This is a genomic window from Cohnella abietis (assembly GCF_004295585.1).
Taxonomy (GTDB): domain Bacteria; phylum Bacillota; class Bacilli; order Paenibacillales; family Paenibacillaceae; genus Cohnella; species Cohnella abietis.
In genome coordinates, this window is sequence record NZ_AP019400.1 from 1,282,124 (window position 1) to 1,300,256 (window position 18,133).

Annotated in this window: 18 protein-coding genes; 12 read left to right on the forward strand and 6 right to left on the reverse strand. The window is 46.2% G+C overall.

Translation table 11 applies throughout. The features are described 5' to 3' along the window. Positions 1-15: 15 nt before the first annotated feature. Entirely contained in the window at positions 16-600 is a 585-nt protein-coding gene (locus tag KCTCHS21_RS05135) for a TlpA family protein disulfide reductase (RefSeq protein WP_157993955.1), read from the reverse strand. Between the two features lie 284 nt (positions 601-884). Here KCTCHS21_RS05135 and KCTCHS21_RS05140 point away from each other — a divergent pair, with 284 nt between their 5' ends. The 5 genes from KCTCHS21_RS05140 to KCTCHS21_RS05160 all read left to right on the forward strand — a co-directional run bounded on the left by KCTCHS21_RS05140 (position 885) and on the right by KCTCHS21_RS05160 (position 5,715). Beyond that, on the forward strand, positions 885-2,192 hold the full coding sequence (locus KCTCHS21_RS05140; RefSeq protein ID WP_130605577.1) for an O-acetylhomoserine aminocarboxypropyltransferase/cysteine synthase family protein: 1,308 nt from the start codon (positions 885-887) through the stop codon (positions 2,190-2,192). Between the two features lie 97 nt (positions 2,193-2,289). Next, positions 2,290-3,357 (forward strand): ABC transporter substrate-binding protein, encoded by a 1,068-nt coding sequence (locus KCTCHS21_RS05145; protein WP_130605579.1) that lies wholly within the window; start codon positions 2,290-2,292, stop codon positions 3,355-3,357. Positions 3,358-3,450: 93 nt separating this feature from the next. Beyond that, positions 3,451-3,975, forward strand: a complete 525-nt coding sequence (locus KCTCHS21_RS05150; RefSeq protein ID WP_130605581.1) for a carboxymuconolactone decarboxylase family protein — start codon at positions 3,451-3,453, stop codon at positions 3,973-3,975. 5 nt (positions 3,976-3,980) lie between these two features. Further along, positions 3,981-4,709 carry an HAD family hydrolase gene (locus KCTCHS21_RS05155; protein WP_130605583.1) on the forward strand — a complete coding sequence of 243 codons (729 nt, stop codon included), beginning with the start codon at positions 3,981-3,983 and terminating at the stop codon, positions 4,707-4,709. Next, complete coding sequence (locus tag KCTCHS21_RS05160; protein WP_130605585.1) at positions 4,699-5,715, forward strand: LLM class flavin-dependent oxidoreductase; 1,017 nt, start codon at positions 4,699-4,701, stop codon at positions 5,713-5,715. Before KCTCHS21_RS05155 ends, KCTCHS21_RS05160 begins: the two co-directional genes overlap by 11 nt. A gap of 94 nt (positions 5,716-5,809) precedes the next feature. Here the strand turns inward: KCTCHS21_RS05160 and KCTCHS21_RS05165 are convergent, their stop codons facing one another. Continuing rightward, on the reverse strand, positions 5,810-7,162 hold the full coding sequence (locus KCTCHS21_RS05165) for an LLM class flavin-dependent oxidoreductase (RefSeq protein WP_130605587.1): 1,353 nt from the start codon (positions 7,160-7,162) through the stop codon (positions 5,810-5,812). A gap of 172 nt (positions 7,163-7,334) precedes the next feature. On the opposite strand from KCTCHS21_RS05165, the gene KCTCHS21_RS05170 reads away from it, so the two are divergent. Genes KCTCHS21_RS05170 through KCTCHS21_RS05185 form a run of 4 tightly spaced genes read left to right on the forward strand, consistent with a single transcriptional unit; the run spans position 7,335 to position 11,112 of the window. Then, on the forward strand, positions 7,335-8,369 hold the full coding sequence (locus KCTCHS21_RS05170; protein ID WP_130616363.1) for a LacI family DNA-binding transcriptional regulator: 1,035 nt from the start codon (positions 7,335-7,337) through the stop codon (positions 8,367-8,369). A 20-nt stretch (positions 8,370-8,389) separates the two neighbouring features. Next, positions 8,390-9,061 (forward strand): ThuA domain-containing protein, encoded by a 672-nt coding sequence (locus KCTCHS21_RS05175; RefSeq protein ID WP_130605589.1) that lies wholly within the window; start codon positions 8,390-8,392, stop codon positions 9,059-9,061. Continuing rightward, entirely contained in the window at positions 9,058-10,158 is a 1,101-nt protein-coding gene (locus tag KCTCHS21_RS05180) for a Gfo/Idh/MocA family protein (protein WP_179952658.1), read from the forward strand. Before KCTCHS21_RS05175 ends, KCTCHS21_RS05180 begins: the two co-directional genes overlap by 4 nt. A 42-nt stretch (positions 10,159-10,200) precedes the next feature. Then, positions 10,201-11,112: a DMT family transporter gene (locus KCTCHS21_RS05185; RefSeq protein ID WP_130605591.1), complete on the forward strand. Its 912-nt coding sequence runs from the start codon at positions 10,201-10,203 to the stop codon at positions 11,110-11,112. 398 nt (positions 11,113-11,510) lie between these two features. On the opposite strand, the gene KCTCHS21_RS31455 is transcribed toward KCTCHS21_RS05185, so the two are convergent. Then, positions 11,511-11,675: a hypothetical protein gene (locus KCTCHS21_RS31455; RefSeq protein WP_179952659.1), complete on the reverse strand. Its 165-nt coding sequence runs from the start codon at positions 11,673-11,675 to the stop codon at positions 11,511-11,513. Between the two features lie 151 nt (positions 11,676-11,826). On the opposite strand from KCTCHS21_RS31455, the gene KCTCHS21_RS05195 reads away from it, so the two are divergent. After that, positions 11,827-12,885: a sulfate ABC transporter substrate-binding protein gene (locus KCTCHS21_RS05195; protein WP_408621760.1), complete on the forward strand. Its 1,059-nt coding sequence runs from the start codon at positions 11,827-11,829 to the stop codon at positions 12,883-12,885. On the opposite strand, the gene KCTCHS21_RS05200 is transcribed toward KCTCHS21_RS05195, so the two are convergent. After that, positions 12,886-13,773 (reverse strand): AraC family transcriptional regulator, encoded by an 888-nt coding sequence (locus tag KCTCHS21_RS05200; RefSeq protein WP_130605595.1) that lies wholly within the window; start codon positions 13,771-13,773, stop codon positions 12,886-12,888. A gap of 147 nt (positions 13,774-13,920) precedes the next feature. Between KCTCHS21_RS05200 and melA the strand changes: the two genes are divergently transcribed. After that, positions 13,921-15,222 carry an alpha-glucosidase/alpha-galactosidase gene (gene melA, locus KCTCHS21_RS05205; protein WP_130605597.1) on the forward strand — a complete coding sequence of 434 codons (1,302 nt, stop codon included), beginning with the start codon at positions 13,921-13,923 and terminating at the stop codon, positions 15,220-15,222. Positions 15,223-15,293: 71 nt separating this feature from the next. Here melA and KCTCHS21_RS05210 read toward each other — a convergent pair whose 3' ends face one another. Next, positions 15,294-16,538, reverse strand: a complete 1,245-nt coding sequence (locus KCTCHS21_RS05210) for a WD40/YVTN/BNR-like repeat-containing protein (protein WP_130605599.1) — start codon at positions 16,536-16,538, stop codon at positions 15,294-15,296. A 128-nt stretch (positions 16,539-16,666) separates the two neighbouring features. Next, positions 16,667-17,431 (reverse strand): Crp/Fnr family transcriptional regulator, encoded by a 765-nt coding sequence (locus KCTCHS21_RS05215; RefSeq protein WP_162309277.1) that lies wholly within the window; start codon positions 17,429-17,431, stop codon positions 16,667-16,669. Between the two features lie 238 nt (positions 17,432-17,669). Between KCTCHS21_RS05215 and KCTCHS21_RS05220 the strand changes: the two genes are divergently transcribed. Beyond that, positions 17,670-18,110: a GAF domain-containing protein gene (locus KCTCHS21_RS05220; RefSeq protein WP_130605603.1), complete on the forward strand. Its 441-nt coding sequence runs from the start codon at positions 17,670-17,672 to the stop codon at positions 18,108-18,110. Positions 18,111-18,133: the final 23 nt, after the last annotated feature.

Below are 18,133 nucleotides of genomic sequence, written 5' to 3' on the forward strand. Positions count from 1 at the left end.
AAAGGTCCTGCTCGGTTACGAGGAGGACCCCTGAAGAAGATTTGAAGCTCTAGCTTGCAGATCATCCCACGTAAGTGCACCAAGTACACCGTCTGTAATGATCCCTTGGCTGTCGATGAATATTGTGGAAGGAATAGGGCGAATTTCATATCGTGCCGCAACCTCACCATCGGTATCGAATACGACCGGGAATGTGAAGCCATACTCTTGTGCGAACTGCTGAGCGGATTTAACGCTATCCGTTGCGGTGAGGTTTATCGCTATGATCTGTAGGCGATCACCGTATTCCTTGTTCAGCTTGACGAAGGAGGGAGCTTCATCCTTACATGGACCGCACCACGATGCCCAGAAATTAAGAATGATTGGTTTGCCTCGTAGCTTCTTTAGATCATAGATTTTTCCGTCTATATCAGCTAGTGAGAAAGACGGGGCTGTGTAACCAATTTCGGGCCTTTCAGGAATTTCGCCCTCGGATTCCTCAGTTGCTGCTAGCGAAGAATTCGCCGCTTTGCCATGCTTGCCATTCAACTGTTGGAACAGTACAACTCCCGTTAATAGAACAACGGCAGTTAGAATAAGCCAATTACGCCATCTTAGCATCGAATTCCCACTCTCTTTCATTTAAATACCAACAATTCCTATTGGTATAGATTAAATTAACGCGACTGTCACGAGATGTCAATAGAATGGATAAGTAATTTTTTCTCAAAAATGTAATTGACAGTAGCCCTTTATAGCTATATGATAATCTTATTAATCCGATGAGTTTACTGTAAATTGAATAAAAGACCTGTTGACCAGATGACTGGAGACTGATTTCCCCACAAGGGTAACTCGGTCTCTTTTTATTATTACATTAGACAATCAAAGAGGAGCTGAGAGCATTGGGAAAGAAAGAATGGAGATTTGACACCCTTCAGGTGCATGCGGGTCAGCAACCAGATCCAGTTACGGGAGCAAGAGGGGTTCCCATCTATCAAACGACCTCCTTTGTGTTTAAGAACACGGAGCATGCTCGTTCCGTTATTAACTTCGATGAGCCAGGTAATACGTATTCGCGAATTGGTAATCCGACCAATGATGTGTTGGAGCAACGGATAGCAGCATTGGAGGGGGGAGTTGGAGCGCTTGCAGTTGCATCAGGCTCGGCTGCAGTTACTTTCTCTATCTTTAATGTAGCGGGAGCGGGAGACGAGATTGTTTCGGCAAGCACTCTGTATGGCGGAACTTATAATTTGTTCGATGTTACGCTTCCGAAGCTTGGAATTACGACCCGTTTCGTCAATCCAGATGATCCGGAAAATTTCCGCCAAGCCATTAATGAGAAAACAAAAGCAATCTTTATTGAATCTATTGGAAATCCGGGCTTGAACATTCTTGATATTGAGGCAATAGCTGAGATTGCTCATGAGAACGGCATCCCTCTTATTGTAGACAATACTTTCGGTACTCCATACCTGATCCGACCGTTTGATTACGGTGCAGATATTATCGTTCATTCTGCAACCAAATATATTGGCGGACACGGTAACTCCATTGGAGGGCTAATTGTAGATAGTGGCAAGTTTGATTGGACGAATGGTAAGTTTCCCGGTTTCACAGAGCCTGACAAAAGCTATGGTGGCTTAATATACGTCGAGAAATTCGCGGAATTAGCATTTATTACTAAGGTGCGTGTCCAATATCTGAGAGATATCGGCGCTGCGATTAGTCCGTTTAACAGCTTTCTTCTACTACAGGGTCTAGAGACTCTATCTCTGAGACTGGAGAAGCACCTAGCCAATACGGCTCGTGTTGTGGAATATCTCGCTAATCATCCCGATGTAGCGTGGGTGAACTATCCGACTATTGAGGGCAACCCTTATAAAGCCTTATCGGAGAAATATTTTCCGAAGGGCCCAGGCTCAATATTCTCATTTGGCTTGAAGGGGGAGCTGGAGACGGCAAACCGTTTCATTGATAGCTTGGAGCTGTTCTCTCATCTGGCGAATGTGGCAGATGCCAAGTCGCTTGTCATTCATCCTGGAAGCACGACGCATGCGCAGCTATCGCCGGAGGAGCAGATTGAAGCTGGAGTTAAACCAGATCTCATTCGATTATCGATTGGTATCGAGGATGCTCAGGATTTAATCGACGATCTGGAGCAAGCCATTCGAAAAGCTGTGGTCACTGCAAGTGCTAGCCCAGCATGAATCGTATCGTTGGAAGGAGGCGGAGCGGGGCAAGAGTAACCGTACTTAGAGAGCGGGGAACCGCAAATTACCATTCATAGGAGGAAAAAAGAAAGCCATGAAAAACAATTTAGCCAAAAGAAAATGGGTTCTTTCCATGGTCGCTTTAACAATGGCCATTGCCGTAATGAGCGGCTGCGGAAGCAAGAACAACAATGCTAGTCCTAGCCCGTCTGCTTCTGAAAGCAACAAGGCAGCGGCGCCAACTCAAGCATCAACAGGGGAGAAGAAGATTAAGAAAGTAACGTTTGCTTACGCTGGCGGTACTTGTGAAGCTCCTATCTACACTGCGATTGAGAAAGGCTTCTTTAAAGAAGAAGGGCTTGATGTCGAGCTTGTTCAAATGGACTTCGAAACACTGAAATCGGGTATTTCATCCGGTAAAGTTGACGGTTCAGTTGGAAACTTCGCATGGTTCAAGCCGATTGAGCAAGGGCTTGATGTTAAAGTAACCGGAGGTCTCCATGCTGGATGTATCCAACTGGTTGCTCTGAAATCAAGCGGTATTACTTCTGTAAAAGACTTGAAAGGCAAAAAAATCGGCGTAGACGTCATCGGCGGCGGCCCGCAAATCACGTTATCGATTACGTTGAAGCAGAACGGGATCGAATCTACGGATATAGATTGGAGAGCTTATCCTTCTCAGCAGCTAACAACGGCAGCTGAAAAAGGTGAGATCGATGCTTTCATCGTATGGGATCCAGCTGCACAACAAGCGTTGGATACTGGCAATTATATTCGCCTTCTGAGCAATGGTCATGATGAGCCGTTCAAATCCGGCTATTGCTGCTACTCCGTAATCAGCGGTCAAGTTACTAAGAAAGATCCAGAGAAAGCAGCTGCCATTACTCGTGCATTATTGAGAGCTGCAGAATGGGTTGGAAACAATGCAGAAGAAACTGGTAAAATCGAAACAGACAAGAAATATGTTTCAGCCGATGCCGAGACCAATTCGAAGCTCCTAGCTTCTTACCACTGGAAGCCTGGTGTTATAGCGGCGAAGCAAAGCGCAGAATTCTTCATTAAAGAGCAGAAGACTCAAGGAATTCTAGATTCATCAACGGATGAGAAGGAACTTCTAGATCGTCTCTTCTTCGAAGCCATTCCGGATTTCAATGGTCATTAATAGTTAGTAGGAAAGACAGACTGAAGTGTCAGGGCCCAAGCGGCGTTGACGCTTCAGTCGTTTCCATTAAAAAGAATTAAAGGAGGATCGTTCATGTCTGCCATTATTGAACCGATTATTTACGAAAATGCCTCTCAAGAGGCTAAAGTCGAATATGAGCGTCAATACCGAATTACGGGTACGGTGACGAATACCTCTAAAACATTATTACACCACGTCCCCTCCTACCGGGTTTACGAAGAATGGTACACACTGCGCGGTGGATTGCTGAAATTTATAAGCAACCGTGCATTAGTCGTATTTGCCCACGCCATTTCCCAAGAGGGGAAAAGCGTGCTCAACACCTCGTCCTTTCGGAAATCATTAACGGATCGAGGAGAAGATCCAGATGAGCTATTTTTAGATGACGAAGAACAGGCTCTTGAATTATATGGTAGACAGCTAGTAAAAGACCCGAATAGCGTTTCTGACACACTATTTGCTCATCTCAGTCAATATTATAGTCAGACGCAAATTGTGGCACTAACCGCTTTCGCTGGCCAGACGATAGCTGTAAATGTGTTCAATAGTGCGTTGCGTATTGAATTAGATGATTATTTGCTTCACTTTTCGACGTAGCAGCCATGACGATAAAATCCTATATCTGGTTTGATCTTGGTTATACTCTGGTCTACAAGCCCCGTGAGACGGTATATCAGGCATTCCTTCGTGAGAACGGAATTGAGCGATCTCTTGAGGAAATCGAGCTTGCCTATCACCTGACGGACAAACAGTTTATGAGGGAGTACCCACGCATTCTGGGCAGCAACGATGAATATTATTTCCCGTGGTATTTGGGGGTGTTGAATTATAGAATGAAAGTAAGCTTCAGGCTGCAAGAGCAATACAAGCGGCTGGAGAACATTGAGCAAAATCAACGTTACAGGTGGCAGCTGTATCCGTTTGTTATAGATGTGCTTGAACGGCTGAAGAAGAGAGGACTTCGTATCGGGTTAATTAGCAACTGGGATCAAAGCGCTAGAGTGTTGCTGGAGGAACACGGCTTAACCTCTTATTTTGACCAGCTGGTAATCTCCTCGGAGGTAGGCTTCGAGAAGCCGTCAGCACTCATTTTTCAGCATGCCTTTAAGCTAGCAGGCGTAACCGCTCAACAATGTATTTACGTAGGTGATAACTATTACGATGATGTAGTAGGCTGCTCTCAAATAGGACTGGATACCGTTCTAATTAATCGATTCGGTAAGAGTGGATTAGAAGAAATTGATCATACGCCGATCTTGGATTCTATCGCCTCATTGCCGGAATGGCTCAATAAAAACAACTTAACGGGGGCACACCACTATGGCAATTAAGCTGAGTATTCTCGATCAAACATTGATAAACAAGGATGAGAGTCCAACAGAAGCATTTCAACACACGATCGAGCTAGCGCAAAAGGCGGATCAATGGGGCTACCATCGCTTCTGGGTTTCCGAGCATCATGACTCCGATCTGGTGGCAGGCTCGTCTCCGGAGGTGCTTATCTCTCATTTGCTTGCGAAAACGGAGCGTATACGCGTCGGCTCAGGCGGAGTCATGCTTCAGCATTATAGCCCTTATAAGGTTGCGGAGAACTTTAACGTATTGGCTTCCCTTAGCCCTTCTAGAGTAGACCTCGGCATCGGTCGTGCTCCAGGCGGATTGCCTCATTCTATTAGAGCCTTGCAGGCAGGAAAGACAGATAACGCAACACTGTCTGAGAAAATTGTTGAGCTTATTAGCTACACGCATAACCAATTGCCGCCGGAGCATCCATTGACGGGGCTGAAGGCGAGTCCTCTTCCCGCTAGTCCAGCGGATGTATATTTTCTAGGAGCAAGCCGTTCAAGCGCTGAGATAGCCGCTAGCTTGGGGCTACCCTATGTATTCGCGCAATTCATCAACAATGACGAATCAGAGGCTCTTCTTGCTTTCGAAACGTATCGTAGCGGGTTTCAGCCTGTCTATGGGGAGCGGCCTCAAGCTTTATTAACGGTTCCGGTCATTGTGGCAGATACGGATGAAGAAGCGCAGCAGCTAGCAAATGAATACCAAATTGTAAGAATACATCTGAAAAGTGGACGCGTTATTACGGTTGGAAGCGTCGAGCATGCTGAAGAGTATGGCAGGCAGGCGGATGAGGAATTTACGATTGATGCGCAGCAGGCTTATGTGGTTCACGGCTCTAAATCAAAGGTGCGTGAACAGCTCCTCGAAGCTCAGAGAAAATATGGGGTTGATGAATTTATTATTATCTCCACCGTACGCAATGCGGCTAAGAGACTCCGGTCTTATGAGCTCCTAATGGAAGCCTTCGTAGAGGCAAAAGTTGAGTCGTAAGATGTAAGATAGGTCATTAACGAAAGTAAAAAGAGCTATCTCTACAACCACGAATATGGCTGAGGGAGATAGCTCTTTTGCTCTTATAATATATCTAGTTCGGAGTATTTGTTTCATAAACTTTAGCGAATCGATTCGTAGGAACCGGTATTCCGAGGTGATCCCTTAACGTAGTTCCTTCGTAATCTTCACGGAAAATACCTTTCGCTTGTAGCAACGGAACAACTAAATCGACGAAATTCTCCAAGCCATCCGGCAAGGACGGGGCCATAAGCATGAAGCCATCAGCGCCTCCCTCATTGAACCATTTTTCTAAAGTATCCGCAATCTTAGCTGGTGTACCTACGAAATGATCGCTGCTGAAGGAGCCCGTTAGTAAGGAATAGACTTCTCTTAGATTCGGATTTTCCCGTGCGATTACTAGCTGGTGCTTCTTATAGTCCGATTTGGTTTCTTCCAGCGTATCTAAGCCGAGGTCTTTAGCCCTTGTATCCAGAGTGGCACCTGAGAAGTCGACACTCTTGAAGTAGTCAGCAAGGAATGCAATACCTGTCTCCTCAGTAATGAGTGATTCCAGGTGCTTAAGCTTCGCCTGAGCTTCTTCCTCAGTACGTCCGATAACGGGGGAAATTCCCTGTATGACATGGACTTCGTCAGGATTTCTTCCTATTGACCTAATCTTGTCTTTATAAGTTTTATAGAAGCTCTGAGCGTCCTCCAAGGTGTATTTAATAGAGAAAATAACCTCTCCGACCTTTGCTGAGAAGTTCTGTCCAGATTCTGAATTGCCAGCTTGAACGAGGACAGGGTGCCCTTGTGGAGAACGAGCGATATTAAGCGGCCCCTCGACGGAGAAAAATTGACCTTGATGATTGACGCGATGAACTTTATCCTTGTCAAAAAATTGTCCGGTTTCCTTGTTCCGTGTGAAGGCATCATCCTCCCAAGAATCCCAGAGACCCTGAACGACGTTGAGAAATTCCTCAGCGCGTTGATAGCGGAAGGTATGGTCAAGATGCTCTTGAGCGTTAAAATTGCGAGCCGTATTACCGGACAGGTCTCTCGTTGTCACGATGTTCCAGCCCACTCTGCCTTTGCTGATATGATCGGCAGACATGAATAGGCGCGCCATGTTAAAGGGTTCAATGTAAGAGGTGGAGGCTGTTGCGACAAGGCCAATCTTAGAGGAGGCACCAGCCAATGCCGAGATGAGAGTAATAGGTTCAAATCGGTTTAGGATGTTAGGGTGGGACTGCTCGTTAATAGCTAAGCTGTCCGCAAGAAAAGCAATATCGAACTTTCCCCGTTCAGCGGTTTGGACTAGCTTCTTGTAGAAATCAATATCGTTGCTCGCGTCTGGCTGCGCCTGTGGAAGCCGCCATGATGCCACGTGCATTCCTGTCCCTACCAAGTAGGCGGACAGCTTAATCTGTCTTTTCCTTGTCATGCCCAAGCTCCCTTTTATTTCATAGTAAATTAATAAGAATAGTATGATTAAAATTTACCATTTAAGTGGGCATAGGTCAAGATTCAAAACGTATTTTTGCAGCATTTTATCTTGACGTTAGTCATTGACCATGCAATAATGTACACGCGTACATTAAATGAAAATAGACAGGATGTTTAACTCTTTGACGAACCGTAAGGAAGTAGCAAAGCTTGCCGGAGTATCGGAAGCAACCGTGTCCCGTGTGTTGAATGGGGTAGGTCCCATGAAGGAATCGACCCGTAATCGGGTATTGGAAGTAGCCGCTCAGCTGAATTACAAGCTAAACGCTATTGCTTCGAATTTCGCCAGGGGGAAGAGTGGCAATCTGGGGGTTGTACTGCCTCATGTGCCTAAGGTTCATTTATTTTCCACCTATTACTTCTCGGAATTATTAAGCGGCATTGGTGAGGCTGTTCGTTCCAAGGGCTTCGGCTTGTTGCTGCTGTTCCGAGATCCGGCATCCGTCTACGACTATGTATCTTTATACCGAACACAGCGAGTCGATGCTTGTATCGTGCTTGGAGCTAGCGCTTTTCATACAGAGCAGGAGGGGATTAGTCGACTTGCGGAGGAGAGATTGCCGTTCTGCGTCATAGACCAGCAATTTAATAACCCTCTGGTTAGTATCGTTGCGGCTGATCATGAGCAAGGAAGCTACGAAGCTGTAAAACATCTGATAGACAAGGGCTGTCGCAGAATTGGATTTCTGAACGGCTCTCCGCAGTATTCCAACAGCTCGGATCGTATGCTCGGCTATCGTAAAGCATTACAGGATGCAAGTATTGACTATGATAAAACAATTATTTATGAGGGGAACTACAGCCGTACTAGTGGTAATCAGGCTGCGGATCGTGTGTATGCGGATTTGGATAAATTAGACGCGGTTTTCGTGAGCAATGATCGCATGGCGATAGGACTCATACAAGGGCTTAGGGCAAAAGGGTGCCAATTACCGAGAGATCTTAGGATCGTTGCCTATGATGATTCTGATGCAGCTAGTCTAACGGAGCCTCCGCTTACGACGGTTAAGGTGCCATTCTATGAAATGGGGCAGCTGGCAGCGGAGAAGCTGTTAAATCAGTTAGTAGGTAAGGATGATACGAGCTTCATCATTCAAGAGAAATTGCAAACGGAGCTTAAGGTGAGGCAATCTAGCGGCAGTTAAGTGAGAAGGGGACTGAATTTATGAAGAAAGCATTGATCGTATGGGGAGGCTGGGACGGACATCAGCCTCAGCAGGTGGCAGACATTTTTCGTGGACAATTGGAGCAAGAAGGCTTCGAGGTAGAAGTGTCCGATACACTTGAGGCATTCGCTGATGGGGAGAAGCTGAAGGGGCTTGACCTCATTGTGCCAGTGTGGACGATGGGGCGAATCGAGCAGGAGTGGGTTAATAATGTTTCCGCTGCAGTTCAGAGTGGGGTTGGGCTTGCTGGCTGTCATGGCGGCATGTGCGATTCCTTTCGTGAAAATACGGATTGGCAATTCATGACGGGCGGCCAATGGATCGCTCACCCGGGGAACGATAAAACAGAATATACCGTCAACATTAAATCCAGCTCAAGTGTTCTTGTAGCAGGCATTGAAGATTTTACAGTTTCTACTGAGCAATATTACCTGCATTTGGACCCAGCTAATGAAGTTCTCGCAACAACCCGTTTCCCAGTCGCTCAAGGACCGCATAGTACGAATAAAACGGTCGATATGCCTGTCGTCTGGACGAAGCGTTGGGGGCTAGGACGTGTTTATTATAATTCGCTTGGACATCAAGCGGATATTATGGAAATTCCGGTCGTTAAGGAATTGATGCGACGGGGATTCATTTGGGCTGCAGAAAGGGATGGGATACAATCATGAGTAAAGTTAAGGTTGGTATTATTGGGACAGGTAATATAAGTAGCATTTATATGCAAAATGGCTCCAAGTTCGAATCTATGGAAATCGTAGCTTGTGCAGATTTAGACGTAGATCGGGCGAAGGCTAAAGCAGCCGAGTATGGCCTTCGCGGCTGCTCCGTAGAGGAGCTTCTTGCAGATCCTGAGATCCAAATGGTCATTAACCTAACGATTCCTTTGGCACATGCTTCTGTCTGTTTGCAAGCGCTGGAGGCGGGCAAGCACGTATACGTGGAAAAACCGTTTACCGTAACCCGTGAGGAAGGCTTGCAGGTACTTGAGCTAGCACAAAGGAAAGGCTTGCTAGTTGGAAGTGCACCTGATACCTTCTTAGGAGGAGGCATTCAAACTTCCATTAAGCTGATCGAGGATAATTGGATCGGTACCCCAATTGGAGCGACTGCATTTATGGTATGCGGAGGTCACGAAAGCTGGCATCCTGCACCCGAGTTCTATTATCATAAGGGTGGAGGACCTATGTTCGACATGGGACCTTACTATTTGACCGCTCTTGTTGCCTTGTTAGGGCCGATGACCCGGGTAACGGGCTCAGCGCGTATTTCCTTTCCGGAACGGACAATAACAAGCCAGCCTAAATTTGGACAAAAGGTTAAAGTAGAGACGCCAACGCATATTGCTGGTGTTATCGATTTCGCATCAGGTCCAATCGGTACGATTTTGACTAGCTTTGACGTTAAGGGTAATTCTCTGCTGCCTCGTATTGAGGTATACGGAAGCGAAGGCACTCTTATCGTTCCTGACCCTAACGGCTTTGGAGGTCCTATTAGCCTCTGGCGCGCAGGGGCCAAAGAATGGTCTGACATTCCTCTTACTCATGGTTATAATGAAAATGCTCGTGGAGTCGGAGCAGCCGATATGGCCAAAGCGATTCAGACAGGCCGGAAGCACCGTGCGAATGGGCAGCTGGCTTACCACGTGCTTGAAGCCATGCACGGCTTTCACGATGCTTCCGATCAAGGTAAACATTACGTGATGAAGAGTACTTGTGAGAAACCTGCACCACTACCGCTAGGTTTAGCAAATTATACGCTGGATTAATGCGATAAGTTTATCTGGGAGAATGGAGCAAGACAGCAAAGTATGAACAAAAAATGGGTTTATTATCTAGGCCTAATCTTAGTCTCGATTATATGGGGGGCCAACTTCGGAGTTTCTCGTTCTGCGATGGAAACATTCGATCCTATCTTATTTTCTTTTTTACGCTTTGGATTGGCAGTACCGTTCTTTTTCTTGATTCTGAGAATAAAAGAAGGCAGCGTGGGCATGCCCTGGAGAGTCGTTCTTCAGCTCGCTTTAATTGGTCTCGTTGGCATAACGGGGCTGGAGATCGCGGTTATGTACGCCATCAAATATACAACCCTTGCGAATGCCTCCTTGTTAAACGTAGCACCTTGGCCGATTTTTGCAGCTTTATTCGCACCTTTATTCGTGAAGGAGAAGTTTACTCGCCGTCTGGCTGTCGGTGGGGTAGCCGCTATTATCGGGGTGACTTTCGTTATTCTTGGAGGGGAAGAAGGCTTGGATTTGTCCTCTGGGCATATGACAGGTAATCTATTAGCCTTCGGTGCAAGTCTAGTCGGAGCTTTGTATAATCTGTCATGTATGCCACTAATGAAAACGTATTCTTCGCTGCGGATTAGTACATGGTTTATTTTCTTTGGTAGCTTGTTTATGCTTCCCTTAACAGTAGGAAGCTGGTCCAAGGTGGACTGGAGTGGTCTGGGTACTGGGGATTATATGGCTATTGTTTATAATGTACTTGTATGCACCGTAATTGCTTTTGTTCTGTGGAATGCAAGCATGTTCAGAATCGGTGCGGCCCGTTCCAATTTCTTTCGTTACGTCGTACCGGCTACTGCAGTCGTTGCGGGACTAGTCTTCTTCGATGAAGGCATTACGATTTGGCAAATAGTAGGGACGGTCTGCATGGCAGCAGGCTTAGTCTGGATTAGCACGGAGAAAAAGCCGCCGCAAAGTGCGGTTAACAACTAGTGTAGTAACTACTAGTATAGTAACTATAGTCATGATTTGCGAAGGAGCTGACCCAAGTGTGATTATGGGCGGCTTCTTTGTTTTTTCAGCTACTAAGGAAGCCAAAAAACCTCATTCTCGGGCGAATAACGCACTGAGGGCTACTAAGGAAGCCGCAAAACCTCCTCCCCGCTCGAATAACGCACTGAGGGCTACTAAGAAAGCCACAAAAGCCCATCCCCGTGCAAATAACACACTGAGGGCTACTAAGGAAGCCGCAAAAGCCCATCCCCGTGCGAATAACGCACTGAGGGCTACTAAGGAAGCCGCAAAAGCCCGTCCCCGTGCGAATAACGCACTGAGGGCTACTAAGGAGGGAGTACTCAGGCACATTTGTTGAAATAACGCACTGAGGGCTACTAACACCGCACCCGCACCCCGCGCTCGCACTGGAACCCGAACCCGAACCCGAACCCGAACCCGAACCCGAACCCGAACCCGAACCCGAACCCGAACCCGAACCCGAACCCGAACCCGAACCCGAACCCGAACCCGAACCCGAACCCGAACTGGCACCCGCACATCACTTAACACTATTCAGGTATGCCCGTAATCGATGCAAGTACAAGCGGATAGATTGTGCAATCGCAAAAAAAGTATCTGAATGTTTTAAATACTAGTTTACAACTTGGAATAGTATGTATTATGATGATGGAGATTCTAAATTATACCAGTTTGGGGGAATGGCAAATGAAAAGCTTTAGAAGCTTTAAAGTGGCTGTTATATTATTTTCCGCAATTGCGTTGATTCTTAGTTCGGTTAACCCGGCTGTGAGCAATACGGTGGAAGCAGCTTCAAAGAAGAAAAAAATAACATTACTTAACGTCTCTTATGATCCTACACGGGAGCTGTACGAGGAATTCAACAAGCTGTTCGCGACTTACTGGCAGAAGAAGACCGGGCAGAAGGTCGAGATTAAGCAATCGCACGGTGGATCGGGTAAACAAGCCCGCTCAGTAATCGATGGACTTAAAGCAGATGTTGTTACGCTTGCTCTATCCCTGGATATTACTGAAATCCAGAATAAAGGCTTACTGGATGCTCGGTGGGAAGATAAGCTCCCTTACCATAGCTCCCCTTATACCTCAACGATTGTATTCGTAGTTCGTAAAGGCAATCCGAAGAAGATTAAGGATTGGGACGATGTTGTTAAATCCGGGGTACAGGTCATCACTCCGAATCCGAAGACAGGCGGAGCCCCGCGTTGGACTTATTTAGCGGCATGGGGATATGCGCTGAAGAATAACAAAAACAGTGAATCAGCGGCAAAAGATTTCGTGACCAAGCTTTATAAGAACGTTCCCGTTCTGGACACTGGAGCAAGAGGCTCAACAACAACGTTCGCACAACGCGGAATTGGCGATGTCTTGCTAACTTGGGAGAATGAAGCTCATTTAATTCAGAAGGAATTCGGCTACGACTATGAGATTGTTACTCCTTCGTTTAGCATATTGGCGGAGCCTTCGGTTGCAGTGGTAACTAAGAATGCCAATAAGAATGGTACAACTGAGGTAGCAAATGAATACCTCCGGTTCTTATACACGAAGGAAGGCCAAAGGCTTGTAGGGAAACACTACTACCGTCCTAATGATCCCGAAGTGCTTAAGGAATATGAGAAACAGTTCCCTAAGCTTGAACTGGTGACTATCCGTGATTTCGGTGGCTGGGCAGCCGCACAGAAAAAGCATTTTGCCGATAATGCGATATTCGACCAAATCTATAATCCTAAATGATTAAGCTTCATATGAATCAGGAGAGCGCTTCGGATTATTCCGGAGCGTTTTTCTGTATTCATTAGGCGATTGTCCCCGCCAATTCCGGAACTTTCTTGAGAAGTAGAGCGCATCGCTGAAGCCAACGGACGAGGCGACTTGATCGATCGTCATGGGAGTGGCAAGGAGTAGCTCTGCTCGATTCATACGAATTCTCATTAAATATTGCATAGGCGACAATCCGGTTGATTGTTTGAATAGCTTGCATAGATGAGTTCTGTGGTAGCCAAGCATTCCCGACAAATGCTCGATGGAGATTTGCTGAGTGTATTGGAGCGTTAGATACTGGATAGCTTGCTTCATAATAAGATCAACCGCAGTGTTGGATGGCGAATTGGCTGCTTCAAGCTTCTTGCGTGCTAGTCCAAACTGCTGGAATAATAGACGAATCCAACCACCAGCCTCTAAATTCGATAATTCAGGGAAGGTGGCAGAGTCAAAGCTACGGTGAAGTCGGTCATAATAATTACGAATACTAGGATTTAAGCTACCGCTTATGATGGGTTGCTCCGGGGAAGCGTCAAGGGCACTCATCGCAGCAGCAGCACCATACCCGACGAAGGCAACCCAAACATAATGCCAGGGGTCCAGCGCATGTGCCTGATAGGAAAATAATTCACCAGGGAAAATGATAAACGTATCTCCTGGGCCACATGGATAGCTCTTGTTGCGTATAGTGAATTCCCCTTTTCCGGATAGCACGGTGTGAATGAGATAATAGTCATGAATGGCAGGGCCCATTTTGTGAGAACGAACGGTCTGACCCTCGCCACTAAATAGAACGGAAATATCCTCATTGGAGGGAGAGGGGTTCATGTTAAGAAAATACGAATCATGATCACTGGGCATTTTGGCACCTACTCAGAAGTCTTTTCTATTACTTTATCAAATAAACTACAAATGTCCATATAGATGCTTAATCAATCCATACTTTTTTGAGTGCGCTTGCATTACATTGGGGATAGGCATTCACTTTAACATTCGGAGGTTATGAACTTGTCTAAAATTACTTTTCTAGGCGCGGGAAGCACGGTATTTGCGAAAAATGTACTTGGTGATGTAATAATGACGCCAGCTCTGCAAGGCTTTGAAATTGCGTTGTTTGATATCGATCCCGTTCGTCTGAAGGATTCAGAGAACATGCTGAATAACATCAAAAAGACAGCAGGAAGTACTTGTGTGATTAAAGCATTTTCCGATCGCAAAGAAGCACTTCGCGGCTCTAAATATGTAGTCAATGCCATCCAAGTGGGTGGTTATGATCCATGTACGATTACAGACTTTGAAATTCCGACCAAATACGGCTTAAGACAAACGATTGCGGATACCATTGGTATCGGAGGCATTTTCCGTAACCTTCGTACAATTCCGGTTATGCTTGATTTTGCCGCTGACATTCGCGAAGTATGCCCAGATGCATTGTTCCTCAACTATACGAATCCGATGGCTGTTCTTACCAACGTAATGAACACTTACGGCAATGTGCAAACGGTTGGCCTATGTCATAGCGTTCAAGCTTGTGTACCTCACATGTTCGAGCATTTGGGGATTGATACAGAAGGTGTTCAAGCTAAAATTGCCGGTATTAATCATATGGCTTGGCTGCTTGAGGTAACTAAGGATGGCGTCGATCTTTATCCGGAAATTAAGAAGCGTGCAGCCGCCAAGCAAAGCGAGAAGCATAATGATATGGTCCGGTATGAAATGATGCTTAAATTCGGTTACTACATTACGGAATCCTCCGAGCACAATGCAGAATACCATCCCTATTTCATCAAGCGGAACTATCCAGAGCTTATCGAGCGCTTTAACATTCCGTTGGATGAATATCCACGCCGTTGTGTAGAACAAATAAGCAGGTGGGGAAAAATGCGCGACGAGCTAGTGAATGATGCTAATCTAGTGCATGAACGCTCTCATGAATATGCTTCTTACATTTTTGAAGCGATGGAGACGAATGTGCCTTTCAAAATCGGAGGCAATGTTATGAATACGGGCGGCTTGATTTCAAATCTGCCTCGCGAGGCTTGTGTAGAGGTTCCTTGTCTAGTCGACCGCTCCGGTGTTAACCCAATCTATATCGGCAACCTTCCACCGCAGCTAGCTGCACTGAACCGGACGAATATTAATACGCAATTGCTTACAATAGAAGCCGCAATTACGGGTAAGAAAGAACACATCTATCACGCAGCAATGCTGGACCCACATACGGCAGCAGAGCTTTCTATTGATGATATTATTTCAATGTGCGACGAGCTCATTGAAGCTCATGGCAACTGGCTTCCTAAATTCTCGTAAGAAGCACAAGACCAATAAGCCGACACTTCCTCATCGCAGGATAGTGTCGGCTTATTTTTGTACATCGCTCGCTATTGTGTCTTGGTGGATTTGAAAGTGTGCACCTTACTCCAGCTTTTTCCCCCATCGAATGAGGTGTACATAATAGAAGCTACGGAATTCTCGGTATTAACCCACCAGATGTGGTTCGCATCCACTGCGGCAATTTGCTGCGCGCCGTAGCCTGGGAAGGCTGCTTTCAGGGAAATCCATGTTTTACCGCCATCTGTTGTTTTACCTAAGGTGTTAGGCAGATCACAGGCCGAGCATTGTCCACCCATGAATGCGGTGCTGGGGTTTACCACATACAAAGCACCAGGACTGGAGCCGGTATTATGGGGTACGTTCGTTTCTTTGTTCATTTCATAGCCAGGTGCGGGCCCAGATCCAGCTTGATTATTGGCTAAGACGGGAATCCATGATTTTCCTCCGTCTATTGTATGAAACAAGGAATAGGATGTCTGTGACATTCCGGAATCACCGATTAGCTCGACCCATGCGTCGGCTTTCCCGGTCGATCGAATAACGACTCCAGTAACAGTAGCTGTATTTGCACGCGACAGAACGGAACGCCATGTTTTGCCGCCGTCTGTCGTACGAGTAATATTGAATTTGTCCTTTCCTTCCTCCTGAGTTACCGCCCATCCATGATTACGGTCATGGAAATAGGAGTCTCCTACGAGGGATGCAGGGACAGGGAGCTTCACCCAAGTTTTGCCGCCATCGCTTGTATACGCATTTCCACTGAACGCTTCCTTTGAGGATATAAAATGGAGAAATGCCCGGTTAGGCACAATTCCTGCTTCTGTCCATTTGCTACCTCCGTTAGTGGTGTGCAGCAGCTGTAAGCCTTGTGATTTGTTGATATCAAGCGTTGCCCATGCAGTCTTATCGTTGAGGGCAAATAATTGAGTAACGATATACTTATGCTTAAGCTGGGTTTTCCAAGTCTTTCCTCCGTCGTCGGTTCTGGCAATCCAGCCTTTCCCGCCTGCCCATCCTGATTTGAAGCTGGCTAATCTAATAGCGGTTACTTCTCCTAGGGTATCCTGATTAGATGATACGGTTGGTGAGGAGGACGGAATTCCACCTGTATTGCCAATGCTCTCGAGGTTAGAGCTAGTAGCTGGAGCTTGGCTTGGAGACGAAACAGCAGAATGTGAGGCCTCAGCGCTAGTTGTCGGGATAGAGGTATTGGAACCTTTACCACACCCCGCTATAAGAGTGACTAGTAAAGCTGTGGTTAGGAGAAATGTGCTTGTTTTCAATGATGACATCAGTTCCACGCCCTCTCTTACGGAATAGACGATTCGTATGCAATCCGGGTTGCAAGGGATTCATAAGCATCGTCTATTTTAATGTACCCAATTAAAGTAAAAGGTAACTGAGAGGGGAAAACTGCAGCTTAAATTCGGCAAACATCCTTCGAGCAAGCTGGGCAGGCAGGGCATTGGCAAATTTCTTGTAGCGCTTTGAGCTTGCGAATAATGATTTTACCGTACCGGAAATCGACGATTCCTTGATCCTTAAACTCATTCAGCATTCGATTAACACTCTCGCGGGTAGCTCCAATGAAATCAGCAAGCTCGGAATGAGTAAGCTTCGTATCAATGCGTATTCCGTAAGACTCTATAACGCCATAAGAGTTGCTTAAACGGATTAAGGTAGAAGCCAATGCACCTGGTTTACCGAAGAGCAGCAAATCCCGCAGCTTAGATTGGGTGACGCGTTGAGACACAGCCATCCAATTCATGAGGCTTATAGCAAGGTCCCCGTTGTGCTGTATTAGTGTGTTTAGTGAATTCCGTGTAATTAGGCCGATTTCGGTGTTTTCGGTTACCTCTGCGGTAAAGCCGTAGGGTGATGCTTCCTGTCCACTAATGGTTTCACATATAAAATCTCCTGCTTGAAGCAGAGTAAGTATAAGCTCTTTACCGTCTGCAGTTGCTTTTCTAAGCTTTACTTTACCGCTACGAATATAGTACAGGTATTCCGTTTCATCGCCTTCCCAGAATAGGAAGCCGCCTGATGGGACGCGAAGGGAAATCATGATGCTCTCAAGCTGTTCAAATTGCCTCGGAGTGCAAAAGCTGGCAATACCCCTGCTTGCTTCTACTGGTTTACCAGCAGCCTCTACTTCAGTAGTGTTGACCGGACAATTGATACTCATAGCCGCCATCTCCCTTTAATCTGATACTCTTATCGTAACGGTATGAGGAAAATAATGTTATCGGGGAATTCGCTGAATCGTTAAGGGGAATTCCCCTATTTATTTGTGAGGAAAATCACACCTGAGGTTAAATATAGGTGTTTCCCCGAGCTTCTTTCAGGGTTTTCCCTGACTTACAAGAGTTCGCTTACTCGCTAAAATAGAACATAGATACATTCGAGTCGGGGAGGGGAACGAATTGGAAACGATTGAGGGACGTATGAATGAGATGCTCTTCCGGCTAAAGCAGGAGGTTTCCAGTGACTTCTCCTCTCTTGCAGTTATAGATCGAAGAGAACGGATAGCTCGGTGGACGTGGGCTTCCGGTAATATAAATGAACGTTATCTCAGCATTTATCCGAGACGCGGACAAGGGCTCGAGGGGGAAATTATTAAGGTTGGTCGTGGTATAGCTTGGAATAAAGCAGATTCAATGAACAGAGGGCTGAATCCCGGTTATTCCATTATGCTAGCTGAGCAATTGCTCTCGGCATTCGCGGCTCCTGTCATTGGAAGCCAGGATATACTTGGCGTATTAATGGTAGGTGACAGACGGGAACGTATTTATGGTGCGATTGACCGCGAGATCGTGGAGCGGGCGGCACAGGCTATAGCGGGTTCTATCTTGGATTTGATATGATAGAAGGATAAGGAGGCGGGATA